This is a genomic window from Oceanobacillus sp. CFH 90083, assembly GCF_009389585.1.
In the GTDB taxonomy this organism is placed as follows: Bacteria; Bacillota; Bacilli; order Bacillales; family Amphibacillaceae; genus Oceanobacillus.
On sequence record NZ_VIYG01000008.1, the window covers coordinates 62,082 to 86,937 of the forward strand.

Annotated in this window: 22 protein-coding genes, 1 pseudogene and 1 riboswitch; of the genes and pseudogenes, 15 read left to right on the top strand and 8 right to left on the bottom strand. The window is 38.3% G+C overall.

From position 1 onward, the window contains the following. Positions 1-151: 151 nt before the first annotated feature. The 5 genes from FLK20_RS13470 (at position 152) to FLK20_RS13490 (ending at position 3,465) form a co-directional block, all read left to right on the top strand. Positions 152-451 (top strand): TIGR04197 family type VII secretion effector, encoded by a 300-nt coding sequence (locus FLK20_RS13470; protein ID WP_152657115.1) that lies wholly within the window; start codon positions 152-154, stop codon positions 449-451. Continuing rightward, positions 451-801, top strand: coding sequence for a DUF3958 family protein (locus tag FLK20_RS13475; RefSeq protein ID WP_152657116.1), 351 nt, complete (start codon positions 451-453; stop codon positions 799-801). Before FLK20_RS13470 ends, FLK20_RS13475 begins: the two co-directional genes overlap by 1 nt. A 182-nt stretch (positions 802-983) precedes the next feature. Then, a complete protein-coding gene (locus tag FLK20_RS13480; protein ID WP_227995044.1) occupies positions 984-2,489 on the top strand; it encodes an EndoU domain-containing protein in 1,506 nt (501 codons plus the stop codon). Between the two features lie 15 nt (positions 2,490-2,504). Continuing rightward, complete coding sequence (locus FLK20_RS13485; protein WP_152657118.1) at positions 2,505-2,873, top strand: hypothetical protein; 369 nt, start codon at positions 2,505-2,507, stop codon at positions 2,871-2,873. Positions 2,874-3,225: 352 nt separating this feature from the next. Then, complete coding sequence (locus tag FLK20_RS13490) at positions 3,226-3,465, top strand: hypothetical protein (RefSeq protein ID WP_152657119.1); 240 nt, start codon at positions 3,226-3,228, stop codon at positions 3,463-3,465. 202 nt (positions 3,466-3,667) lie between these two features. Here the strand turns inward: FLK20_RS13490 and FLK20_RS13495 are convergent, their stop codons facing one another. Further along, positions 3,668-4,201 carry a phosphoribosyltransferase family protein gene (locus FLK20_RS13495; protein WP_152657120.1) on the bottom strand — a complete coding sequence of 178 codons (534 nt, stop codon included), beginning with the start codon at positions 4,199-4,201 and terminating at the stop codon, positions 3,668-3,670. Between the two features lie 19 nt (positions 4,202-4,220). Continuing rightward, positions 4,221-5,291 (bottom strand): NCS2 family permease, encoded by a 1,071-nt coding sequence (locus FLK20_RS13500; protein WP_152657121.1) that lies wholly within the window; start codon positions 5,289-5,291, stop codon positions 4,221-4,223. 203 nt (positions 5,292-5,494) lie between these two features. Further along, positions 5,495-5,596, bottom strand: a riboswitch (purine riboswitch). Positions 5,597-5,897: 301 nt separating this feature from the next. Here FLK20_RS13500 and FLK20_RS13505 point away from each other — a divergent pair. Then, complete coding sequence (locus tag FLK20_RS13505) at positions 5,898-7,058, top strand: hypothetical protein (protein ID WP_152657122.1); 1,161 nt, start codon at positions 5,898-5,900, stop codon at positions 7,056-7,058. 176 nt (positions 7,059-7,234) lie between these two features. On the opposite strand, the gene FLK20_RS13510 is transcribed toward FLK20_RS13505, so the two are convergent. Genes FLK20_RS13510 through FLK20_RS13530 form a run of 5 tightly spaced genes read right to left on the bottom strand, consistent with a single transcriptional unit; the run spans position 7,235 to position 12,232 of the window. Beyond that, complete coding sequence (locus FLK20_RS13510; RefSeq protein ID WP_152657123.1) at positions 7,235-8,287, bottom strand: YkvI family membrane protein; 1,053 nt, start codon at positions 8,285-8,287, stop codon at positions 7,235-7,237. A 13-nt stretch (positions 8,288-8,300) separates the two neighbouring features. Continuing rightward, positions 8,301-9,407, bottom strand: a complete 1,107-nt coding sequence (gene menC / locus FLK20_RS13515; protein ID WP_152657124.1) for an o-succinylbenzoate synthase — start codon at positions 9,405-9,407, stop codon at positions 8,301-8,303. After that, positions 9,404-10,222, bottom strand: a complete 819-nt coding sequence (locus FLK20_RS13520; RefSeq protein WP_152657125.1) for a GNAT family N-acetyltransferase — start codon at positions 10,220-10,222, stop codon at positions 9,404-9,406. The genes menC and FLK20_RS13520 overlap by 4 nt, the downstream gene beginning before the upstream one ends. After that, entirely contained in the window at positions 10,209-11,357 is a 1,149-nt protein-coding gene (locus tag FLK20_RS13525; RefSeq protein WP_152657126.1) for an amidohydrolase, read from the bottom strand. The genes FLK20_RS13520 and FLK20_RS13525 overlap by 14 nt, the downstream gene beginning before the upstream one ends. 5 nt (positions 11,358-11,362) lie before the next feature. After that, a complete protein-coding gene (locus tag FLK20_RS13530; RefSeq protein WP_152657127.1) occupies positions 11,363-12,232 on the bottom strand; it encodes a MurR/RpiR family transcriptional regulator in 870 nt (289 codons plus the stop codon). 365 nt (positions 12,233-12,597) lie between these two features. On the opposite strand from FLK20_RS13530, the gene FLK20_RS13535 reads away from it, so the two are divergent. Together FLK20_RS13535 and FLK20_RS13540 are read left to right on the top strand one after the other, a co-directional pair. After that, positions 12,598-13,800, top strand: a complete 1,203-nt coding sequence (locus tag FLK20_RS13535; RefSeq protein WP_152657128.1) for a hypothetical protein — start codon at positions 12,598-12,600, stop codon at positions 13,798-13,800. A 284-nt stretch (positions 13,801-14,084) separates the two neighbouring features. Continuing rightward, positions 14,085-14,393 (top strand): annotated as a pseudogene (locus FLK20_RS13540) (virulence RhuM family protein); the annotation flags it as partial. 70 nt (positions 14,394-14,463) lie between these two features. Here the strand turns inward: FLK20_RS13540 and FLK20_RS13545 are convergent. Further along, positions 14,464-15,225, bottom strand: a complete 762-nt coding sequence (locus tag FLK20_RS13545) for a MurR/RpiR family transcriptional regulator (RefSeq protein ID WP_152657129.1) — start codon at positions 15,223-15,225, stop codon at positions 14,464-14,466. A 154-nt stretch (positions 15,226-15,379) separates the two neighbouring features. On the opposite strand from FLK20_RS13545, the gene FLK20_RS13550 reads away from it, so the two are divergent. The 7 genes from FLK20_RS13550 (at position 15,380) to FLK20_RS13575 (ending at position 24,799) form a co-directional block, all read left to right on the top strand. Beyond that, positions 15,380-16,960, top strand: coding sequence for an alpha-glucoside-specific PTS transporter subunit IIBC (locus FLK20_RS13550; protein ID WP_152657130.1), 1,581 nt, complete (start codon positions 15,380-15,382; stop codon positions 16,958-16,960). 24 nt (positions 16,961-16,984) lie between these two features. Then, on the top strand, positions 16,985-18,310 hold the full coding sequence (locus tag FLK20_RS13555) for a 6-phospho-alpha-glucosidase (RefSeq protein WP_152657131.1): 1,326 nt from the start codon (positions 16,985-16,987) through the stop codon (positions 18,308-18,310). Positions 18,311-18,599: 289 nt separating this feature from the next. After that, entirely contained in the window at positions 18,600-19,535 is a 936-nt protein-coding gene (locus tag FLK20_RS13560; protein ID WP_194165623.1) for an RsiV family protein, read from the top strand. A gap of 467 nt (positions 19,536-20,002) precedes the next feature. Next, complete coding sequence (locus tag FLK20_RS21660) at positions 20,003-20,179, top strand: hypothetical protein (protein WP_194165624.1); 177 nt, start codon at positions 20,003-20,005, stop codon at positions 20,177-20,179. A gap of 292 nt (positions 20,180-20,471) precedes the next feature. Then, on the top strand, positions 20,472-22,061 hold the full coding sequence (locus tag FLK20_RS13565; RefSeq protein WP_194165625.1) for a PucR family transcriptional regulator: 1,590 nt from the start codon (positions 20,472-20,474) through the stop codon (positions 22,059-22,061). A 138-nt stretch (positions 22,062-22,199) separates the two neighbouring features. Continuing rightward, positions 22,200-23,456, top strand: coding sequence for an MFS transporter (locus FLK20_RS13570; RefSeq protein WP_152657134.1), 1,257 nt, complete (start codon positions 22,200-22,202; stop codon positions 23,454-23,456). A gap of 44 nt (positions 23,457-23,500) precedes the next feature. Next, positions 23,501-24,799 (top strand): CapA family protein, encoded by a 1,299-nt coding sequence (locus FLK20_RS13575; RefSeq protein WP_152657135.1) that lies wholly within the window; start codon positions 23,501-23,503, stop codon positions 24,797-24,799. Positions 24,800-24,856 lie beyond the last annotated feature (57 nt).

A 24,856-nucleotide genomic window follows, 5' to 3' on the forward strand; every position in this document is an offset into this window, starting at 1 on the left:
CCGTTACATAAACGGATAGAACCTGGATGGACAAGCTAATTGTTTATCCAGGTTTTTTATTTAACATAATTATTTTATAATTTCATTTCCTTTTATGGTAGAATAGTATTAATTATTTAGGTACTAATATATATGGAAGGAAGGATTTCTTATGACTTGGGTGATCCAAAGTAATACTGGAACAGCGAAACAAATTGCGACGAACATTATAATCTCATTAGATAACCTTGCCAGTGCAGGTACCGTAATACGTGATACAGGAACAACCGTAGCTGGAAATCAATTAGCGCAGGAAGCAATCGAATTCGCATTAAATGGCCGGGAACAAATTGTTGAAGTGGTTCGCCATTCATGTGAGAATCTTCAACGTGTTGCGGAGGAATTTGAAGCAGCTGATCGAGAAATTCGTGACCTTATAGATTCATCCCCGCTCTCGCTGGAGGGGAAATAGTGATGGAACCAAAAGATGAACTGCAAAAAATAAAACAGCAATTCTATCAATTGGAAGAAAAGTTTGATAACCTGGAAAGATCAAGAAAACGGGTAGACTACATAGATGAGAGGTATCAAGAGCTATTTCATCGTATTACGAAGATGTATAGGGATTTAGAACAGCACAGTGAGATGCGGGAATTTTTTCAAATGCAGCAGGATCGTCTGCGACAGAGTGAACAAGCCATTTTTAGCCGCCTTGATGAAGAGAAGGAATCTTTATTATATAAGAGACGACAGCTATATCAAGAGGAAGATGATCTGGCACATCAAAAACGTCGAATGTATCTGAATGAGGACGCCTTATGAGTATTGCTATGTATGTTGCAGCAGCACAAGAACAAGGGGAAAGTGTAGCTGTGGTTTGTCAGCGGGAACAAGAAGCGTATCAAAGCCTTATTCATGCCTTAGAAGCATTCACATCCGACACACAGCTTAAATCAAAAACCTATTCTAATGCCAAAGCATTTTACGGACAGGTATTAATTCCGTTGGCAAAAGCAGGTATTTTATTATCTGAGGCAGTCAGTAAAGCATGTCAGAAATTTCCTAACCAATATCTGGCGACAGTGGATAGTGGAGATTTACATTCAGCTGAATTGGAAGCACAAATTCAGCGAATAGAAAATCGTATCCTGCACTTAGAAGAGCTTCAGGATATGGTGGAAGCAACGGATATTTCCGGAGTCTTTAAAAACGCTTCATCCTGGGTAAATGATAGGGTAATGGAAAACTTAATGGATTCTAAAAGATATTTAGAAGAAAAGCTGCATAGGTTGATAGATTTTCATCAACGTTCTCCTCAGTTTTTTTCGGAAATCAAGGAACTGGAGGGCATTGTTAATTGTGGAGTACAACAAGCAGAAACTTCCTGGAGTGCAGCAAGTGGCCGTTTTAACATTCCACCTGTGAATGATTTAGCATGGACAAAAGGTATTGAAGCGAAATGGGAAACCAGAGAGGAAACAATACTACAAGAAAAACTGGAAGCAGAAGAAGCACATCATATTCAAATGATAGAAGAATTAAGCGCCTATGATCTGCGTTTATGGAAGTCAGGGTCAACGGATAGATGGTTTATTGAAAAAAATGGCGATCGAGTGTTTGATGATGAACTACAAGCTTATCTCAAAAGATATGGTGATGCCTTCGATGAAAATTTGTATATAGAGGTTGATTTGGAGTATCTCCTTGAAAAAGATGTGGAAGCTCACAAAAAAGGAAAAAGTTATTTAGCAGATATTGAATATGAAGGAAAAGATAAAGTTATTGCGCAATCAGGTGCACATGTTACCACTTTTCAGAGGTCTTCTCTCGCCGCTTTTACGGGTCTAGGATTAACAAGGAGAAGTTCAAATAAAAATCATTCACAGGATGCATCCAAAAAGAATCAAGATAGAAAAAATACAAGTGAGGATGCTTCTGTAGCTGCGAAAAATAATGGGCTTGATTCAGATGGGAAATTTGCTGATCCTTTAGTAGAAGGGAAATATCGTACTTATGTTAGTATAAAAGAAAGCAGGGGAGAAACGCCTAAATCTAGATTAGAATGGAAAAGAACTGGCGAATATGAAAGAAAAGTTACTAGAATAGATAATTTGCAAAATACCGATAATTTCAGGAAAGGTAGTTTAGGACATATTTTTGAGGGTGAACTAAATCGCAAAGGACAAGCTGTTGGATTTCATTCGGAATCCACTCCAAATTCGTCTGGTAGAGTCGTTTCAGGTACTGAATCAGAAATTAATAAGTACGGTGTATATGAGGCTAATGTGGAAATAAATGGAATACCCAAAGTCGGAAATAGTGGAAAATCTTCATTTTTCCCAAAAGAATGGGATGCACAAATAATTGTTGATGAGATTAATCATGCATTTTCTAATAAAATATTGATCAGGGGAAATACTTATGTAGGAAGAGCATCGAATGGAATGGAAATTACAATGTATATTGATAAAAATAATCAAATAATTTCAGCATTTCCAACATATCCATAGATAAAGGAGAGCGTAATGAATATTAATTATGAAATTTTTGATAGAAAAGGATTTAAAAAAAGACCAGTTATTAACTTTGAAGATAAAAAGTATATCGGTTTAGAAGATTTATTAAATGTTGATAACTCTTTAATTACTATTGATGATATTCTGGAAAAAATAAAAATTGTTGAGGAAGAAAAAAGTGACTTTGAAGAAATTGGTAATGAAAGAAGTCTTTTAGAAATAAGAAAAGATCAGTCTACAATATCGGATATGTTTGAAGGAATAATTGATGATAATGAACTATATCCAATTATTCATATAGATACATTAAAGCTAAAAGATATTGTATTAAAATGGAAGGATGCAAGGAAAAAACTAATGAATGAAATACATGAGTAAGTTGATAACTTAACTAAAGGATAGTTGAATTTGATGGTTTAGTTCAGATGGATTGTGACAGTTACTCCAGATAACTTATTGAATGAAAATATGGAATTAGAGTGCTGACTTTTATAAAATTATGATAAACGGAGAGCATTATTAAAAGAAGCTTTTCAAATGTTTGAGAAATCAAATCAACTATAATCAAAGATTTCTGGGGTTAAATCCTTTTTTAATAATAGTTGTATTTAGGGATAAGAAATATCACTGGAGATCTTGAATGTTAGAACATTCAAGATCTCTTTCAGCATGAAAAAGACTTATAACTCGAATAAAAATCTGTATAAAGAGGTTGATTTGGAGTATCTCTTTGAAAAAGGTGTGGAAGACTCCCAAGGCAAGGTTACACGAAGCCAGTGCATATTGCAGAATTCATCCGCCGATGGTAAGAGGAAGGCGGTTTAATAAGACAACTAAAGAAACTGATATTTATCTTCACCATGAAGTTCATTTATCTAATGGAAAACGATTAGATTCATATGATCCTGATGCTGGAGAAATTATTTCTAGAAAGTCTACCTATTTAGATCAGATTTCTGATAAAGATTAAAAAAATTTACGAGAATTTGAAAACAAGTATAAGAAGGAATGATAAGAAGTAATGAATATAGAAGAATAGCTGGAAAGACACTTGAAGAAGAATACATTCTAGAAATACCCGCTTCTAATATCAAGAGTAAAAAAGCAAAAATAAGATTAGCCTAAAACGAAAGCTTCCCAATGTTTCAGGCTATTGGTCCTTACCGATAAATCTAAAACAAAGGCAATTCCTCCAAAAAGATAATATCCGTCCTTTCAACAGCACTTCCTTCAGCCAAAAGAGCAGCTTTCGCCAATACATTTGCCCCTGCTTCTTCTAAAAGCTCTTCCAGCGCACGTACAGATTCACCTGTACTAATCACATCATCAATAATAGCAACGCGCTGTCCTTTAAGTAACGCTGCATCTTTACCGTCAAGGCATAATGTCTGTTCTTTTTGCGTGGTAATGGAGGTTACCTTCTTAACCAGCGGGTTCTGCATATATGGTTTAATACTTTTTCGTGCAACAATATATTTATCCATTTTCAGCACTTTTGATATTTCATGAATCAGCGGGATACCTTTTGCTTCAGCTGTTACAATATAGTCAATTTCCGGCAGCTTTTCCGCCAGCAGTGGTGCAAGATAGGTGACTAATTCTGTGTCCCCTAAAATATCAAAGCTGGCAATGTTTAAATCCTCTGCCACAGCAACGATGGGCAGTACCCTCTTTAAGCCTTGTATATCAATCTTAAATGTTTTCATTCTGTTCACCTCATCTTTTTTAGAATCCAAATAAATTAATTAAGAATTGCATCACAACACCTGCTACCATACCGATAAAGGGGTCAGTGATGGATGTTATCACAATCGTTGTTGCTCCAACAATGCCGCCGGAACTATCTGTCGTTAAAGCTTCCATAGCATTACCCGGTAATGTAACGACTGCCCCTAACACAAATAGGAAGCCTGCAATTGATGCGGTTGGTATGTATTTTCCTATTTTCGGCAGAATACCGAAGAGAAGGATGACGGCCATAATAACCATCATTAAGACACCCGACCAAACAGCATGAGGAGCGCTGGCTGTCGCTGAAATAACGACCTCAACGGGTCCGCCGCCGAATAAAGCGGAGGCCATAGAAGCTACACCACTGATAACAGTAAGAACATCCAGATTGACCCCTTTTTCAGCAATCGCACCGTTAATATTACCAAAGGCGATATTTGCTCCAATGTTTAAGCAGGCCAAAGCCAATGCGCCGCGAATAACGGCCGGATTAAAGACAAAGGACTGTAATGCTATCTTTTCCTTAGGCAGAGATGGGGCTGTGTCCGTGGAATCATTTTTATGAACAAAGTAGTAAATGATACTGGAAAGAATCACGGAAACGGCAATGGTATAAACTAAATCCTGCGTTGCGATATACGTAACCAGTGCACTGGCAAAAGAAATAATTCCAGCCAGTTTATCTTTCTTAGCCATATCCCAGGCCACCTTGGTCAGCATGAGACCGACGCCTGCCATCATCCCGGTGGTAACAACTGGACCAATCCATTCAACGATGCGTTCCAGCAAGCCAAAAGCACCGATGATCACCATGAGACAAGCTCCGAAGAAAAGCATGGACAGCCTTTCTTTCATATTTTTTCCCAGCGTACCGGCAACGGTAATAGACTCCGCTTGAAAGGAAATGACTGCTACTGTCCCGGTAAAGGCGTTTCCTGCAGCACCGACAATAAATGCAAAAGCGGTAGGGACAGAAGCAAATCCGAATGCCAGTGCCAGCAGACCTTGAGGCAGTCCATTCAGCACGCCGCTTAATGCTGCCAAAATATCTTTTAAAATATCCATGTATTTCCTCCATTTGCACCCGTATATTTGAGTTGATGTAAATAGAGGCTGGTTATCCTGGCAATTACAATAGAATACACATGAAAGGCTTGACCTGATCAGCTGCAAATAGAAAAAGCCGCCTATTTTGATAGACGACTAGGTTAACTGGAATCAACAACAAAAACAGCACCCTTCTGCGTGTACTTGTTCTGTCAGTTTATTCTATTGTAATAACCGTCCATAGTAGAGTAATTTTTGGTTACTCTGTAGAGACTCCCGGACCATATTACCGGGAATATACGGGGTGCTATTTATTTTTGATTATGAATAGAACTTACCACAATGAAGTGATAAAGACAATAAGACTTGAAAATATTATTGATAGAATAATCCTTATGAGACTCACTTTTGAGGATTAAAATGAATATATTTCTATCGTCAGTTCGAAAAATTTTGAGGCAAAACATTGATTGATAAAGACCCCATGTATTAACTTACACTAACAGATGGTTTAAAGGTTTTGTTATATGATATAAAATAGAACTTATGATACTACGAAAATAATATTAAATAGAGTAGCAGTTAGATTAAAAAATATATAATTTATTTATGGAGTGAAAACTATTGAAATTAAAATTTTCATGGAACAAAAATAAGAGAAAAAATGATTATTCTACCCATAAAAAATTTGATGTAAACGAATTTATTTTTGAAGAAGAAATAAAGAATAGAATGGAGAAGTTACTTAAAAGTTATAGAGATGAATTTGAACCAGAAATACTAGAGGGAAATTATACCTCTGACTTAGGGATGCTTTTTAGTACATTCCCATTGATTGAAGAGTTAAAGCACTATTATAATAATGATTTGTGTATATCAGTTGCTACTAGTGTTGCAGCAGCAAGAGATACAGATTTCAATCTCAGAACGCATGCATACTATGCTGAAAATGCCTTGTTTAGAATTTGTAATGCTTGGGAGTATTTATTTGTTATTCTAAATCATTTTTTTCAAACAGATTTAATTGTAGGGAATGATATGAGGAACCTAATTATAGAAGCGAAATGTCATAATATTAATTTTGTGGAGACAGGAAATGGCTATAAAACTGTAATAAAACGTTTGCCAGAAAAGAAAATTAAAGAGATAGAACCTACATTAAAAAAAGAGCATAAATTATTAAAAATATCTACTAAGAAAAAAAGTAATTCTTTTGTGAAAGCAATGAAGAAAAAATATTCTTCAAATACAAATATTAAGGCATTATTAGAGTTATACTTTTGTGAGGAAGTTAAGGAGATTATCGATTTAAGGAATGAATTTGTTCATAGAAGATCTTTAGGGGCTAAATTTACAGTTGCTCCAATAGATCCTCTGCCAACTCAAGGAGTAAGTATACAACAAGAAGGATGGTATTGCTTTAAGGATTTGGATATTAAGCTTGAGAAAAATTTATCGGCAATAAAGGAAGCTATTCGGTTGATGGTTAATATTATATTTTCCAATGAGGTTCCTAACCATAAATCTAATGAGGGAAAAACTTTTTTTGCATATAAAGTTAAGTGTAATGATTGTTCTAAAGATTTATTAATTAATGACTGTACAGTGGACGTGTTTAAAGAAATTAAAGAGTCAATCATATGCCCATATTGTAAGAGTAACAAGACAAAGATAAAAGAAAAATTAGAAGTTCATGATAGGTACTATTACTCTAATCTACAAGAGTATAATGAGTTTCTGTTTGAATATTTTAAAATTAATAAAGAGGGAAATAGTGAGAACTAAAATTATAATCAGCGGGTATATATTATTTTAAAGTTACAATTATGTTAAGGTTAAAAATGGTTATTATTTAATTTGAGTTAATTTGATAAAGTTCAAACCTTTATTTCTAAAATGATGAGTACAGAATAAAATAAGATATGGTCAATAATTGCAGCCATATCTTATTTTAATTTTGACTACCCTGCTAGCTTACCTCTCCTAAACCAGGCAATAATCGCTGCAATAATCAAAGCAAATCCCAGATAACCCATTGTAGAATATACCTTACCGACAAGTGTTGTAAATCCGGCAAAGCTTGCTGCAAATCCTATTAATCCAATTATTACTACAGCAGGCTTATAGGCTTTACTATCAGGTGCAATAAATCGTACGGTAAAGGAGTAGAACATGCCGACTGCTGTATTATACATCATTCCAAGCAGTGCAATCGCCATCAGGACACCGACAATCGGGTGAATTTGTTCTGCCAATGCCAGAGTTGGCATGTCCATTCCTGCAACCACATCTATCTTTACGAACATTCCGATATGAATAAGGATAATCAATCCGCCAAGCATAACTCCTCCTAAAATACCTCCGAGACCGGCAACTTTACGATCTTTCTCCCCGCCGCTCATAACGATGAGCAGCGCTGCTCCTGCTGCCAGATTGTAAGATACGTAGAGGAAGGCACTTAACAGCCAGTTAGGTGCTGCAGAAGCCTGTTCTTTCGCTATGGCATCTGCTTCAGCAAAGGATAAATCCATTGTGAAAATGGAATAGATTAAAATGATAAAGATGATGGCGATTAAGTAAGGCGTAATCGCTGCGATGATGCCAATAATCTTTTGTGTGTTTAATAGTAATGTCAGGATGGTCAATGTGACCATGATAATGCTTCCTGCCATGGTGTTGATGCCAAACATCTGCTCAAAGGTAGACCCGGAGCCTGCAAACATAACGACAGCCACACCGAAGAGGAAGAAGGTAATTAAAATGTCCAGTATCGCCCCGATATAGCGTCCGCCAATATGATAAATAACGCCTTTATGGGAGGCTGCCTGCAGGTCTGTTCCCAGCTGGGCAAAGGTGTAACCTAAAAAGACGAAGAGGAGGGTGGCGACAATTCCACCGACCGTACCCCAGATACCAAAGCTGGTGAAGTATTGCATCACTTCCTGTCCGGAAGCAAATCCTGCCCCGACAATAAGACCGACAAAAGCACTTCCTATTTGAAAACTCTTTTTCATTGGTTTATCTCCCTTATTTATAATCTTTCTTTGCTACGGTATAGGCTTCTACAGCTTCCCGGTCTATTTCATAACCAATCCCAGCTGTTGCTGGAACGGTGATATACCCATTTTCTGCAACTACTTCCGGTGCAATAATATCCTTTTCCCAATAGCGGCTGGAGCCGGCAGTATCACCAGGCAGGATAAAGTTCGGCAAGGTGGTTAAAGCAACATTATGAGACCGGCCGATTCCAGATTCCAGCATGCCGCCGCACCATACCGGAATACCATTTTCTGCGCAGTAATCGTGGATTTTCTTCGCTTCGGTTAATCCGCCGACACGGCCGATTTTAATATTAATAATTTTTGTGCTTCCCAGTTCGACAGCTTTACGTGCATCCTCCAGCGAATGAATGCTTTCATCCAGGCAGATTGGCGTTTTCAGTTCTGTTTGCAATTGGGCATGATCAATAATATCGTCGGATGCTAAAGGCTGTTCAATCATGGTCAGGTCAAAGTCATCTAACTGCTTTAACAGGTCAATATCCTCTAAACGATAAGCAGAGTTGGCATCTGCCATAATGGCTGTGTCCGGGAACTTTTCACGTAAAGTACGCATCACATCTACATCCCAGCCCGGCTTAATTTTTACTTTCATGCGCTTATAGCCTTCTTTAATATAGCCATCTACTAAAGCAACGAGATCCTCAATGGACTTTTGAATGCCGATACTGATGCCGACTTCAATTTTTTCTTTTGCTCCGCCTAATGCTTTTGCGAGGGGCTGATTGGTCTGCTGTGCGTAAATATCCCAGACAGCTCCTTCGAGTGTAGATTTTGCCATATTATTTTTGCGGATGGCAGAAAAGATTTCATTTACTTCATCAGGGTGCTTTAATTCTTTATTTAAAATAAGCGGAATTAAAAAATCCTCCAGCATGTGCCAGTTGGTCTGCAACGTTTCTTCGTTATACCATGGTGCATGGAATGCAACGGATTCTCCCCAGCCGACAGTACCGTCTTCATCCTTTGCTTCCAGTAATAAAAAGTCTCTGTTCGTAAATGTGCCAAAGCTAGTTGTAAAGGGTGCTTTTAACTTCATTTGTAAATGACGGATAGTGATTTCTGTAATTTTCATGATTGTTGTCCTCCAAGGTCTAAGATATCTTTTCTTATAAAAATATATTTTCCGTAGTCTTCATAGGTTTTCAGCCGTACAGCGGCATAACCTGCTTGAAAGAGCTTCTGGAACAGCTCCCGTGTTTTCAATCTCCAATCCAGCGCCAGCTCCTGGCTTGCTGCCTTTAAGCCTTGGAAATCCTTTGGAACACTGATGGAATAGGAATATTCAGTCAATTGAGGGGGTTCTACCTCTTTCGTAAAGACTGGTAAACCTTCCTGGTTAAAACTTAGTGTGTTAAGAGCTGTCGGTTTTTCTGTATTTATGGATTGCTTCTCAACCACGTATGGACTTTTCAGGTGCCAATGGATTTCAAAGCGATCTGAAGGAAGTCCTTTATTAAAACCGTCCTGCATATTGCCATAGCAATTTTCAATATAGGTATCACAAATGCCGTTCAGCTTTGTCAGATTAAGGTAGGCATTACGGGTTTCTAAAGGATCGTATGTCCATTTCATCATGTCATAGCCCTTTTCTATAGCAAGCTCCCGCTGTTTTTGCTTCAGCATTTCTCCGATGCCCCGGGAACGGTATTCCTGATCAATGCCAAGCATATGGGAGCATAAATAGCTTTTGCCGTTATCGAAGCCCGCAAATCCGTAGCTGAAGCCGACTAAATCATCGTCAGCATAAGCACCGACCATAATACCGCCATTTTTGGTGGCAGTAAGCGTCTGGTGGGTGGGGATGGTAGCCATTCCCCAAACCCTGCCTTCAAGCTCCTGCATTTGTTCCATTTCTGCCATTGTTTTCAGTTCTTTATATTGAATCATTTTGTATCGCTTCTTTCTTTGTCTGTTGTAATGCCAGGACAAGTGCCTGTGTAATAATTTCTGCTCCGGTTGGCAGGCGCTTTTGATTAAATGTCATATTTGGATGATGAAGTCCTGGAGTGACGCCGCATCCAAGACCCAGCATCGTTGTTTGCAGCTGCGGTTTGGAATACGTATAAAAATGAAAATCCTCTCCGCCTGGTGTAATAACCTCCGGTGCGCAATTTTCTTCTCCGGCCACATTGATAATTGCCTGCTGTAAAAGGGATTTTGCCGTGTCATCCACTTGGGCTGCAACAATATGGGCATCTACTTGATAATCTATAGAAACATCATATAGGGTGCTGACTGCTTCTACAGCTTTTTCAAAGCCTGCTGTCAAAACGTCCATTGTTTCGTTTGTTTGTGCACGAGCATCGATACTGAATGAAGCACTGCCCGGAATAATATTTGTTGAAGTTCCGCCTGCCTTTATTTGTGTCATTTTGATAGAGGCAGACTCAGCAGGGCTGATCCAAATTCGTTTGAGTCCATCAATCAGCGCAGCTGCAGCTTCAATCGCATTTGCTCCCTGTTCCGGTCTGGCGCCGTGCGCCTCTATACCGTGAATCTCTCCGGTGAAAAGCTTTGCCGCACCGTGATACAGCGCTGGGGCATAGGTTCCGTCTTCTAATTCTATAAGCGGGCGGACATGTGCTCCAAATAAAAATTGAAGCGGGTCGACAACACCTTGCTCAACAAAAGCTTTTGCTCCCTGAGCCTTTTCCTCGGCCGGCTGAAAAAGGATACGAACAGCCCCTGATAATGTCGGCTCCAGCTCTTTTAATAAAAAAATGACGCCGAGCGCTACAGTCATATGACCATCATGTCCGCATGAATGGTTCGCCTGGAATTCTCCATCGACCTCTTGCCATAGGGCGTCTATATCGGTTCTGAATCCGACCGTCGGCGTTCCTTTTCCAATGTCTACATATAATCCTGTCATATTATCAAAAGTTTGCGGCTCTAAGCCCTCTTTACGCAGAAGATTAACGAGATACGCTGTTGTTTCTGTCTCCTTCCAGCTTATTTCCGAGTTGTTGTGTAAATGCTCAAAGATTGGCTCTAATTGCGCTGCTAATGGTTGGTTTGTCATTTTTCTCAACTCCATTTATCAGAAATAAAACTATTATTAAAATCATCGTAGTTCACACGCTGCTTATCATAATATTCCGGATCAAAGGTCATCATTCCCGTTACTACCAGATTGAGAAAGGAAATAAGTGATGGCATCAGGTCAATGGTTGATTTTTCTGTTTGTTCCAATGTGAAAGCATGGGAACAATGCTTTTGAATTGGTGCCAGCTTGGAATCGGTTATTGCCAGTATGGTTATTCCTCGTTTATGAAGGTCTTCGGCAATTTGAATCGGTTCTTTAAAGTAGCGGTGCAGGGAAATCACTATGACCACAGAGCTTTCATCGATTTCCTGCATGGTCCGGATGAGCTGTGGTGTATCTGTATGAATAATCGATACATTCGGTCTGAGAATATTTAATGTGAAATGCAGCCATTGGGCAGGGAACTGTGATGCGCCACTCCCGATAATATAGATATTTTTTGCTTCATGTAATTGATGTGCTGCTTTATTAAATGATTCCTTATCTATTTGTTCAGCAATTCTGTTAATTTTCGCTATATCTTTTTCCATTGCTTTTTCGATCAGCTGCTGGTCGTTGAAAAGCTTCTTTTTGGCTGAAAAATAATTACCAAGCGTACTTGCTGTATTTTGGTTAAATACAAATAAAGTGATTTCTTTTTGCAGCTGTGCGTAACCTTTCAGCCCGAGTGTATAACAAAAACGGATAACCGTAGTCTCACTTGTTTCAGCCTTTTTTCCAACTTCAGCTGCGGAATGTGTGCCGACAAAGGTTGGATTATTTAACACAAAATTTGCGACCTTTTGCTGCTTCTTGGACAGATTATTATAATGCAATTCAATCAGGTCTTTAATCGTCTGGGTACCTTCCAAAAGAAGTCCTCCCTTTATTTTATATAAAATGAAGTTTAAACTTTTTAAAACCTTATTATAAATAATGAGAGATAACAAGTAATTTTCAGAAAAAATAATATTAACTCATTATTATAAAAAGCATTAGTTAAGAAGGAGGTGGGGGCAGAATGACTGGGAAAAATGAAGCTTGGTGTATGTTTCATTCTTTTGCAAAAAAGAGGTATTATCTAAAAAATAATTCATACTTATTACATAATGAACAAATTTATATAAACGTTTGTTTAATTTGAATTCCGCAGGTGAAGTGTTTAACCCTTCCGTTTTTCGGTTAAAGAAACATAGTCATACTGGAGATAACAGATAAAAATTGAGGTGAACCTAATTTGAGTGATACCACAAGATATATCGGTCTGATAACCGCTCCTGGTTATCCAAATGAAATAGGAGCGAGATTGCAAAATGAATTGCCCTCGCTGCTGGACTATTATGTAAAGGAAGAAATAGACTGGAAAATAGATTATTTGGAAGATCCCTTACTTGGCGGGGGAGCAAATTCAAAAGAAGTACTGGAAGCCACAAAGAAAAAGAAGGAAGATAAGGAATGGGATTATGCTGTCTGCTTAACGGACATCCCTTTATTTATAGGGAATCGAATGATTGTTGCCGAGGCAAATGAAGAGGAAGATATTGCGTTAATCAGTATGCCAAGCTTTGGCTCAACCTTAATGATCAGGCGTTTACGGGAATCCATTATGCAGCTGGTAAATGAAATGTACTATGGAAGCTCAGAGGAGAGCCGGGAGCGTTCTGCATTGCGTATCGAATCAAAACGGAGCAAACATAAAGGGATAGATGTGAATGATTCCAAAAATCTGATGACAAACAGATTCTTTGGCTGGCTGTCTCCGCTTAAACGGGAGACGCCAAAAGATGAGGTAGAGGGATATATAGATGTTCGTTTTACAGTGGCACGAAGAGGGAGTATCTCTATTCGTTTATTGGCGGGAATGGTACGGGCGAACCGGCCCTGGTCTTTGTTTCCGGCATTTATGAAAATTCTTATTATTGCTTTTGCCACTGGCTCCTATGCTCTTGTTTTTCCAACGCTATGGCTATTGAGTGAGCATTATACGATTTTCAGAATGTGTCTGCTTACCGTTTTCTCCATCATAGCGATGACGATATGGATTATTTTGATTCATCGATTATGGGAGAGGAAGCGGGATCAGAATAATAATTATACACGAAAGCTATATAACGCTACGACATTTCTTACTTTGCTTATTACCGTTTGTATTTACTATGTCATGCTGTTTTGTTTATTTCTTGTCGGTGTATTTGTTTTTATTCCAATGGGAATGCTCGAGGATCAGCTTACGGGAACTCCGGGATTAAGCAATTATTTCTATATTGCCTGGATTGCTGCCAGTGTTGCTACGGTCATTGGGGCGCTTGGTACAGCATTAGAGGACGAGGATGTTGTGCTGAATGCAACATATGGTTATCGTCAGCGGAAGCGTCAGGAGCAGCTGAGGGAGAAAAGAGAAAATGTAGAAGATAAAGAGAATGAATCACTGACGAAATGACGTGGAGAAACCGGGACGAGCCCTTACTTTAGGCTGGTCTTCTTTTTTCTGCCAGTTAAAAAATGATATTCTCCATAAATGTTAATCCACTATGCTGCGATTCTCTGAAAGACATACATAAATTACTTCCAATAACAAATAGAACGATTGAGCTTTCTATACTTAAGAATAAAGAAAGATGTTAAAATAAAGGATAGCATTAGACGGATAATATTAAAAAGTAATATATGAGTATTTTGTGTACATGAATTGCAATTAGTATTAAAGGAGTGACATTAGTGAATATAAATGATACAAACATCCTAATCTACCAAACAGAAGAAGGAAATACAAAAATAAATGTCAGATTAGAAAATGAAACGGTCTGGATGACGCAGAAAGCCATTGCTGAGCTGTATCAATCAACAAAACAAAATATAAGTCTTCATATAAAAAATATATTTGAAGAAGAGGAATTAGATGAAAGTTCAGTTGTCAAGTTTTACTTGACAACTGCAAAGGATGGTAAAAATTATAAAACAAAACATTATAATCTCGAAATGATTATCGCCATTGGCTATCGTGTACGATCTCATCGGGGTACCCAGTTTCGCTAGTGCATTCAATCAAACCCCTCCTCGCTATACTTAAAATATATATTTCACATGTTAAACATAAACAAATTCAAAACCTATCTTTCTGCTTCACCTTCCACTCACTAAACTTCCTTACAATCATATCAAAAACAATATAAAACGGCAGAAAGCTGGAGTTGTCCACTTTATTATATAAATAAAACGGTGTACTGTTCACATAGATATTAAACATCGCATTTTGTGCCAGCAAATTATTTCTCAACGTGGTTACGCTGACATATTTAATATTTCTTGTTTTAATCATCTGGATGATTTCGTCCAGATTTTTTGATTCGCCGGATAGGGAAATAATAAATAACAGATCGTCCCCGCCAATTTCTTCAATGCCATTTTTAAAGTCCTGTTCATTCCGCATGACCATAGATTTCTTGTGCAATGACCATAGCTGTCTTTGCACATCATTGGCTAAATCCAGCTGAGCTGTTCCTGTACCGTATATATAGATATAAGGTGCACGATCCATCAGCTGATTTAATTTGTCAAAATGTAACTGCTCCATGTATTTCATGGTCTGTTGGATATCCTGGTTGAGCAGCTCTATCAGATCTTGAGTTGTCTCTTCTGTATAGTTATTTAATTTAATATAGGATTTCAAGTCGCTGTAACCATCTAATCCCAGCTTTCTCGTTAATCGGTGGATGGAGGAGATGGAGGTATGAGCGTGTGTTGCCAAATCTTGAATTTTCATCGTTTTCATTTCATCGATGTGATCATGGATTGTTTTTATGATATGTAAATCATTCTCATTTAAATCATCAAAGTATTGATTTATCAGTTTATCTAGGATCATCTATCTCATTCCTCTCTTACGCTGAAAATATTTTCGCTCTATGAAAATATAATCTAATGTTACTACGTTATTTCTAAACACGTCAAACCTGTTGGAATTTGAAAGCGCTACCTATATATTGGAATTATAGATTAAAACAAAGGAGTTTTTATTTATGAATGCAATCAAGCGGTTTGGCAGTGCGATGATTGTTCCTGTACTTTTGTTTGCGTTTTTCGGTATTGTTGTAGGTCTGGCAACATTATTTAAAAATGAGGCTATTATGGGAAGCATCGCAGAAGAAGGTACGTTGTGGTATAACATTTGGTCGCTGATTGAAAGCGGCGGATGGACAATCTTTAATCATATGGAATTGGCTTTTGTGATCGGGTTACCGATATCACTTGCAAAGAAAGCACAGGCACGTGCCACACTTGCAGCATTGATGGTTTATCTTGTGTTTAATAATTATATCAATGCTATTTTGACACTTTGGCCATCTACTTTTGGCGTTGATTTATCCCAGGGTGTTGAAAATTTAACAGGTGTGAAAGAGATTGCGGGTATTCCTACGCTGGATACAAATATTATTGGTGCAATTGCCATATCCAGTATTGTTATTTGGATTCATAATCGTTTTTACGATAAGAAATTACCTGAAATGCTCGGTATTTTCCAAGGTCTTGTATTCGTTACCATAATCGGCTTTTTTGTGATGATTCCTTTTGCTTTCCTGATTGCATTTGTGTGGCCATATGTTCAGGCAGGTATTGCTTCATTACAAGGATTCATTTCACAGGCAGGATATATCGGTGTCTGGCTGTTTCATTTTCTGGAACGTGTCTTAATTCCAACGGGGCTGCATCATTTTATCTATACACCATTTGAATTTGGTCCGGCTGCTGTCAATGAAGGCTTAAAGCCGTATTGGATTTCCAATTTAAATGATTTTGCAAGCTCGACTGCAGCATTAAAAGATCTATACCCATATGGATTCTTAATGCAGGGAAATATTAAGATGTTTGGCTGTTTAGGTATCGCGCTTGCTATGTACTTCTCAACACCAAAAGAAAATAGAAAGAAAGTACTTGCACTGGTACTGCCTGCGACGTTAACAGCGGTATTTGCAGGAATTACCGAACCGCTTGAATTTACATTCTTATTTATTGCACCATATCTCTTTGTCATCCATGCACTTCTCGGGGCAACGATGGTTACAATCATGAACATGTTTGGTGTTGTCGGTATGATGGGTGCAGGTTTTATTGAGATAGCAGCATTGAACTGGATTCCGCTCTCTTCCAATCATGGAGGGATTTATATAGCCCAGGCTATTGTCGGGTTTATCTTTGTAGCATTATACTTTGTCATCTTTAAATGGATTATTGAGAAGTTTGATATTCCATTGCCAGGCCGGAAAAAGGAGGAAGAGGTCAAATTATATACGAAAAAAGATTATCAGAATGCGAAACAAGGTGGCGGCCAGGAAGAGGAAGCTCCTAAATATGATTCTGAATATGAAGAGAAGGCGGTCTATTATTTAGAAGGGCTTGGCGGCAAAGAAAATATTAAAGATGTTACAAACTGTGCAACACGTCTGCGTGTCACAGTCAAAGACCCTGACCTGGTCAAAGATAATGATTACTTTACTAAAAATCAGATGGCTCATGGCCTAGCTAAAAGCGGTCAGAGCATACAGGTTATTGTGGGCTTGAGTGTACCGCAAGTGAGAGATTACTTTGAAGCGAAACTTTAAAAATATACTAGGAGGCGTTTTACGATGAAAAAATTTAACATTACCATTGCTGGAGGCGGGAGTACATTTACACCGGGGATTATTTTGATGCTGCTGGACTATCTGGATGAGTTTCCGATTGATACGATTAAACTCTATGATAATGATGGAGACAGACAACAGACGATTGCCGATGCTTGTGAGATTTTATTGAAAGAACGTGCACCGGAAGTGACTTTACTGGCAAGTACGAATCCGGAAGAAGCATTTACGAATGTAGATTTTGTGATGGCACATATTCGTGTTGGTAAATATGCGATGCGTGAACTGGATGAGAAAATCCCATTAAAGCATGGGGTTATAGGGCAGGAAACATGCGGACCTGGCGGAATTGCTTATGGAATGCGTTCGATTCCGGGTGTATTGGAGCTGGTAGATTATATGGAAAAATATTCACCGGAAGCCTGGATGTTAAACTATTCTAATCCGGCAGCTATTGTTGCAGAGGCAACACGGAAGCTGAGACCTAATTCTAAGATTTTAAACATTTGCGATATGCCGATCGGGATTGAAGAATTGATTGCGAAAAACCTGGGATTATCCTCACGTAAAGAAATGGAAGTAGACTATTATGGTCTGAATCACTTTGGCTGGTGGACAGATATTCGGGATAAAGAGGGCAACAGTCTCATGTCAAAGGTGACGGAGCATGTAAGTCAGCATGGTTATGCGACAGATGGCTCTTCTGAGTTGGAGCAGCAGGCAAGCTGGAACAGTACGCTTAAAAAAGCAAAAGATGTACAGGTGCTTGATCCTGCAACTGTTCCAAACACGTATTTGAAATATTATCTATACCCGGATTATGAAGTGGCGCATGCCAATAAAGAATATACGCGTGCTAATGAAGTAATGGCAGGTCGTGAAAAATTTGTGTTTGGAGAATGTCAGGCGATTATCGATAAAGGTACGGCGCAGGAAACGGAATTAGCTATTGACGAGCATGCCTCCTACATCGTTGATTTAGCAAAAGCAATTGCCTTCAACACAAAAGAACGGATGCTGATGATTGTAGAAAATAATGGAGCCATCGTTAATTTTGACCCGACAGCAATGGTAGAGGTTCCTTGTATCGTTGGCAGCAATGGACCGGAAAAGCTGGTAGTCGGTGAAATTCCAAGATTCCAAAAGAGCCTGATGGAGCAGCAGGTTGGTGTGGAAAAATTAGTAGTAGAAGCATTTGAAGAGGGTTCTTACCAGAAATTATGGCAGGCAATCACCTTATCTAAAACCGTGCCGAGTGCCAAGGTTGCGAAGGATATTTTAGATGATTTGATTGAGGCGAATAAAGCATTCTGGCCGGAATTGAAATAGGTTATATCACATAAGCAATATGGGTGGATACGCTCATATTGCTTATTGCATTATCTGATTACCTGTTTTTATCTACCATGAATTGGCTGTGAGATTTTTTGTGATAGAAGGTTTACTTTACATTAAGTCTATCTTCTACAAATATTGCAGCTATAAAACCCTTTATTGGCATGTATTTCCATGATTCACTTAAAGATCTGTATCGTTATGGTAAAATAAAAGGGATTATGAGATAAGAAAGAATAGTAGGTTCAGCTGTTATAAATACATCATTCAGGGAGAGATGGGAATGCGCATAAATTATATTATTCTGGGGCTTGCTATGCTTGTTTTAGGCCTGGTTGGATGTAGCAGCAACAGTGATGATATGAGCAATGGGGAGCAAGAAGTAGCAAGCGATTTACATTCACAGGCAGCAGATGAGGAAACCGAAACAGAGGCATCTGTATCGGTGAATGAAAATCAGGGAGAGGAAGAATCAGAGGAGAATATATCGGGTGATAAAGACGGAGAGCCTGGGGTTGTCCCAATGGAAGAAGAGTCAAAGGAGGCTGAGCAGGAAGCCGAAGAGGAGATGGAGGCAGAAGAAGCTGTAGCAGGTGACGAGGATCAGAAGGACGCTGCGTTTTTGTCTCCAACATCAACAGAATATGATATAGAAAAAATAGAAAAGGCAGGTGAATGGATCGAGATTTCTGCAGAATATCCAGTGTTTGGTATGGGTGACATGGATCAGCTGATTGCACGGGAAGCTGAAAGTTTTTTTGAAAAATTTGAAGCGGAGTTTGCGGAAAACGAAGAAATCAATGCTCAAACGTCGCAAGAGGGAGAGGAACGGCTTTATTTTTGGGAACCTGTTGTGACAGACGAATATGTATCCTTTATGTTTATAGATTTTAGATTTTTAGGTGGTCCACATCCCCATACTTCACAGCATCCCTTTAATTACGATGTAAACAATAATCGGAAATTAACGATTCAGGATTTTGTGAAAAACGAATCGCAGCTTAGCAATCTGAGTGATTTAATATATGAAAAGCTGCCAAGTGAGCATTTGGAAGAAGATATGCTGGAAGAAGTACTGAAACCAGAATGGGATAATTTCAATCATTTTATCTTAACAGAGGACTCAATTGTTTTTCATTATGAGCATTATGTGCTTGGACCATATGCTTATGGGGTATTTGAAGCGGAGGTAACATTTGATGAGCTGAATGAGCTTTGACGGAGAAATAGACAAACTTTAGTAGTCATGTGCTTGTACTGTATCCATTAGGGATGGGGACAGTAATTCTCTGGAATGATTGGCAGTGTGTTTATTATCTTCATTTGGTATAGGCACAGTTTTGCCCCATTGTTTATGTTTGGCTTTCAATGATTTTTAAAATGTAATTGGAGCAGTTGAAGTTTTAATGGGAAAAATAGAAAGATAATCGATAGCATTGGTTATTAATTTCCATTTATTTGAAAATTTGATGTATTTGCTATTGTTAAAAGAGCGGATTTTTGTTAAAATATCCTTACTTAACAGAGTGAGAAAAGCAATACAGTATGGTGTTTAGAGTGCGGTTTAACGGAGATTGAAAAAATATATTCCTTTTGAGAAATAATTATTTATTGGATAAACAAAATTAGTTGAATATATCTCTGTTTAGGTTTTATCGTTTAAAATTACGGATAGGATGTGTTGAAATGGAAAAAGAACCGAAATTAGCTGCTTTTGTAAAATTGCATAACCTTATCATATATTATTCTGAATACAGGGATATGCCGGCGGAAGATGATTTTGATTTCTTTAAAGAAGTGGAACAGTGCTGTAATGTTTTAGAGATTAGTTACGAAGATTTTCTAAAAGAGATGGAGTTTTAGGATAGAGAGAGCGGACTTTTCTGGCAGGAAAAAGAATTTCTTTGGAAATAGCGAGAACAATGCATTTGAATACTCTGCTACTATGGATGGAAAATAAAGGCCGGATACTTTAAGGTGTCCGGCTATGTCTGATTTAGACGCCTATATTTTCTATCAGGACAGATTCCCTTTATAGTGTGTGTTAAAAAGTACGATTTGTTTTATAGCTGCAATAAACTTATTAAATACTAAAAGTAAATTTAGTGATCGGAATAAACGAGAACCTTTCAGCACAAAATGGAGGGATATGAATATGGGTCTATCGATCAGTAATGCAATGAAGCTGGGAAGATTTAATGAGTGTGAGGTAGTTGCCGGGCATAAAGGAATGAGAAGAATTGTTGAAAACGTTACCGTAATGGAAGTTCCCGAAATCGTGCCATGGCTAAAAGGCAAAGAACTGATCCTGACCACGCTGTATGTAATAAAAGATGACTTTGATGCACAGAACCTATTAGTCCAGAAGCTCCATAATGCAGGAGTTTCTGGACTTGCTATTAAGCCGTCTCATTTTATTGGCGAAATCCCTGATGGAATCATCAGCAGCGGTAATAAACTTGCTTTTCCAATTATTAAGATTCCACATGATATCAGATATTTAGATATTTTATCTCCATTGATGCACTATATTTTTAATCAGAAAATAGTATTGGAAGAGGATTTAGAGCAGGCAACAAGAATATTACAGGCAATATCTCCCGATGAGCAAGGAGTAGAAGCTTTTTTACAAAATGTAAGTAATCTTACAAGGAATCTGGTAACGATTGAAAGCGAGCTGTCCTATATTACCATTCCTAAATTCCCAAAAAACATGTCGCCATTAACGCAGGAGCAAATTTGTGATCTTTCCTTCACTAAAAAAGCGGCCAGATTAAAGCGTAAAATGAATAATACATTTATATCGTGTATTGTCTCTCCGATTATAATGGACGGAAAGTATTGTGGGAACCTGACTTGCTGGGGAATAGACAGCGATCATTTATCAACGGATATGGTTATTCTGGAAAAAGCTTCTGCTTTATTATCACTCGAATTCTTAAGACACAAGGTGAAATACGATGTGGAACAGCAGTATAAAAATGACTTTATCCGAGAATTGTTATTTAGTAACAGTATGAAAGAAAAGAACGTTATCGAGTGGGGAAGAAAGTATAAAATTACAAAAGATACAATGTATTGCTGCATGCTGCTTCGGATAGAAGGGGAGCAGGCTGATTCGATAGAGCAGCAGAAATTAAAGGATGCCAAAATCATTCCAATGATTAAAACATTTCTTTCCGGTTCGTTAAGCGGATATATTGGCAATGAAGTTTGTGTGATTTTTTCTGTTATAAGTAACAACAATGATATGATCGAAAACATGTACGATGAGATTAGCAGATATATTGGATCTGCTTGCAGACTTATCATAGGTGTTGGAAGAGCGGGTCAGGGTCCCCGGGGGATCCAGCTGAGCTATAGACAAGCTGAGCAGGCGCTATCTTTACATGAGAAATCTGGACTGGACAAAAACATCGTTCATTATAAAGATTTGGGCGTGTACCGGTTAATCAATCAAATGAGAGATAGTAATGAGCTCCATGAATTTTATGATGAAACGATAGGCAGGTTAATAGAATATGATTCCAAAGGTGAATTATTAACAACGCTTCAAAGTTATTTTGATCATAATGAAAAATTAAAGACTGTGGCAGACAGCTTATTTATTCATGTGAATACATTAAAATATCGTCTGAATAAAATAGGGGAGATAACAGATCATCATTTAAAAAATTCCGATGAGAAATTAAAGCTGTTTATTGGTTTGAAAATATACGATCTGTATTATCTAAATAAACATTAATTTGTTGTTTCAGACAAAAAAATCAACTAAAAATAGTTGATTTTTTATATTTTATTTTTTTGAAAATTTCTGTATTATTTGTTTATACAATGTTGAAAGCAGTAAATTATTCCTGATAGTCAGATAAGGGGGAGTTTTATGGAAAAGGATAATGGCGTTCAAAATCAGACAAGTGCAGGGAATGGCCCTGATGGTCCAAAGAAATTCACGGGCTATCAATGGAAAACATTATGGGCATCCACAATTGGTTATGCTATGGATGGATTAGATATGATGATCCTTGCTTATACTTTACCGTTAATTATGGCTTATTATGGACTTAACCAGGTCGAAGGCGGCAGTCTTTCAACCATTACTTTGCTCGGGTCTGTACTGGGGGGAATTCTTTTCGGTATATTAGCGGATAAGTATGGACGGGTCAGGGTATTTACCTGGACCATATTAATTTTTTCTGTGTTTACAGGTCTTTGTGCATTTGCTCCAAATGAACAGACCTTTGCTTTCTTCCGGTTTATGGCAGGACTGGGACTGGGAGGCGAATTTGGAATTGGCATGACGCTTGTTAGTGAAGCATGGCCCAAAAAATATCGTTCCAGAGCAACATCTATTGTTGCGACAGGCTTCCAGTTTGGGATTATTTTAGCTACCTTGGCGACTTTATTTATTGCTCCAAAGTTTGGATGGCAGGGTGTGTTTCTGGCAGGGGTTCTCCCGGCTATTTTAGCTTTCTGGTCACGCCGGAATTTAGAAGAGCCCGAAATTTGGAAGCAGCTTAAAGATGAAAATAAAAATAAAATTGCATTAGGTCACCTTTTTTCTTCCTTTAAGAAGACGAAGGTTACGATTGGTTTGACGATAGCAACAAGTGTGCAGAATTTTGGCTTCTATGGAATTATGACCTGGATGCCGACAATGCTGGCTGTTGAAATGGGGTATTCATTCAATTCTACGACGGTGTGGACCGTGGTTACTATCGCTGGAATGCTGGTTGGTATTTTAATTTTCGGAATCATGGCCGATAAAATTGGCCGGAAGCCATCCTATTTGATTTTCCTGTTTGCAGCGGCTGCAATGATTTGGATTTATTTCCAGCAAACCTCTACCACGATGCTTATCGTATTAGGAGGATTACTAGGCTTTTTTGTAAATGGAATGATGGGTGGATACGGAGCATTGCTTGCCGAGCATTATGAAACAGAGGCAAGGTCTACTGCTGAAAATGTTATTTTTAACGTTGGAAGAGGAATCGCAGGATTTGCTCCGCTGATTATTGGTTATATTTCATTAAATTATTCTCTCAGTTACGCGTTAGGGCTTCTTTCTTTCATTTATGTTCTTTCTGCCCTGAGCTTTATCTTTCTGATTCCTGAGACAAAGGGAGTGGAATTGCATTAAGGTGCAGGTTCTAAATAAGCGATTTAGGAAAAGAGGTGCGCAATTTGAGCAAAGAGGTTACTTTTGCAGCTGTTGGCGACAGCTTTATCACGCGACGCTTACCAGATACGCATTTAGAAGCATTTACGGAACTACGCGACCTGATTAATCAAGGTGACTTTCGGTTTACCAATTTTGAAATGACCACCCCTGGAAAGGGTAAGATGCCGTCTGCTATAAGCGGCGGCACATGGGCAAATGCTCATCCAAGTGTGATTAATGATCTTAAATCTTACGGCTTTAACTGTGTGGCATGGGCAAACAACCATACATTAGATTATTTATACAGCGGCTTGCTGCAAACAAAACATTATTTGGAAAAAGCGGAATTGGTTCATGCTGGGGCAGGAAGCAATTTAGCGGAAGCGAGTACCCCGAAATATATAGAACTCCCTCAGGGGAGAGCAGCTTTAATTGCTTTAACGACAACATTCCATGAAACCTGGATGGCAGGCGAGCAAAGAAGAGATGGGAATGGACGCCCAGGGGTTAATGGGTTGAGATGTACAAATCAATTTTATACTACGCCGGAGAAGCTAAGATGTCTCAAAGAAATAGCTGAACAGACAGGGATAAATGCGCAAAGGAATTTAGATATTATGGAAGGTTTTTTGTTAGAGGATAGTCCGGAAGAAGTTGTATTTGGAGGGCATCGGTTCATGGAAAGTGACGAGCCCGGGTGGAAGAGGATACCTGATAATAAAGACGTTCATAGAGTCATAGATGCGATAAACGAGGCCAAACGACAGGCAGATTATGTTATTGTGAGTATCCATTCACATGAGATGCAGGGAGAGAATAAACAGCTTCCCGCTGAATTTGTGGAACAAATTTCAAGATTATTTATTGATGAAGGCGCGCATGCGATTTTAGGTCATGGCCCTCATATTGTACGCGGCATAGAAATCTATAAAAATAGACCTATTTTCTACAGCTTGGGCAACTTTATTTTTCAAAATGATACGGTCGAATCTCTGCCTGCAGACTTTTATGAGAAGTATCATTTATCACCGGACAGCAATGTTGCAGATGCTATGGATCAAAGAAGCAGAAATAATACGATAGGGCTGGGCACAAACCCGCTTGTTTGGGAATCTGTTATTCCAATATGGAAGATGAGAGACGGCAGGCTGACGGAGTTGAAAATATATCCAATCGAATTAGGATATAAGAAGGAAAGGTATCAGCGGGGCTGGCCGTCACGATCTCAAAATGACGCTATTCTGATGAATCTGCAAAGCTTGTCCAAGCCGTATCAAACAAAGATACAAATTGAAAACCATGTAGGTGTTGTTGAGCTTTAAAGCAGCACTTATAAAAATGTGAGGAACTGCTTATCTCGAACATATTCAGAATATGTG

Excerpts from the sequence above, each read along its gene's own strand:
- FLK20_RS13470 (WP_152657115.1), top strand. The coding sequence starts at position 152 with ATGACTTGGGTGATCCAAAGTAATACTGGAACAGCGAAACAAATTGCG.
- FLK20_RS13485 (WP_152657118.1), top strand. The coding sequence starts at position 2,505 with ATGAATATTAATTATGAAATTTTTGATAGAAAAGGATTTAAAAAAAGA.
- FLK20_RS13495 (WP_152657120.1), bottom strand. The coding sequence starts at position 4,201 with ATGAAAACATTTAAGATTGATATACAAGGCTTAAAGAGGGTACTGCCC.
- FLK20_RS13500 (WP_152657121.1), bottom strand. The coding sequence starts at position 5,291 with ATGGATATTTTAAAAGATATTTTGGCAGCATTAAGCGGCGTGCTGAAT.
- FLK20_RS13510 (WP_152657123.1), bottom strand. The coding sequence starts at position 8,287 with ATGAAAAAGAGTTTTCAAATAGGAAGTGCTTTTGTCGGTCTTATTGTC.
- menC (WP_152657124.1), bottom strand. The coding sequence starts at position 9,407 with ATGAAAATTACAGAAATCACTATCCGTCATTTACAAATGAAGTTAAAA.
- FLK20_RS13520 (WP_152657125.1), bottom strand. The coding sequence starts at position 10,222 with ATGATTCAATATAAAGAACTGAAAACAATGGCAGAAATGGAACAAATG.
- FLK20_RS13525 (WP_152657126.1), bottom strand. The coding sequence starts at position 11,357 with ATGACAAACCAACCATTAGCAGCGCAATTAGAGCCAATCTTTGAGCAT.
- FLK20_RS13545 (WP_152657129.1), bottom strand. The coding sequence starts at position 15,225 with ATGATCCTAGATAAACTGATAAATCAATACTTTGATGATTTAAATGAG.
- FLK20_RS13550 (WP_152657130.1), top strand. The coding sequence starts at position 15,380 with ATGAATGCAATCAAGCGGTTTGGCAGTGCGATGATTGTTCCTGTACTT.
- FLK20_RS13555 (WP_152657131.1), top strand. The coding sequence starts at position 16,985 with ATGAAAAAATTTAACATTACCATTGCTGGAGGCGGGAGTACATTTACA.
- FLK20_RS13560 (WP_194165623.1), top strand. The coding sequence starts at position 18,600 with ATGCGCATAAATTATATTATTCTGGGGCTTGCTATGCTTGTTTTAGGC.
- FLK20_RS21660 (WP_194165624.1), top strand. The coding sequence starts at position 20,003 with ATGGAAAAAGAACCGAAATTAGCTGCTTTTGTAAAATTGCATAACCTT.
- FLK20_RS13565 (WP_194165625.1), top strand. The coding sequence starts at position 20,472 with ATGGGTCTATCGATCAGTAATGCAATGAAGCTGGGAAGATTTAATGAG.
- FLK20_RS13570 (WP_152657134.1), top strand. The coding sequence starts at position 22,200 with ATGGAAAAGGATAATGGCGTTCAAAATCAGACAAGTGCAGGGAATGGC.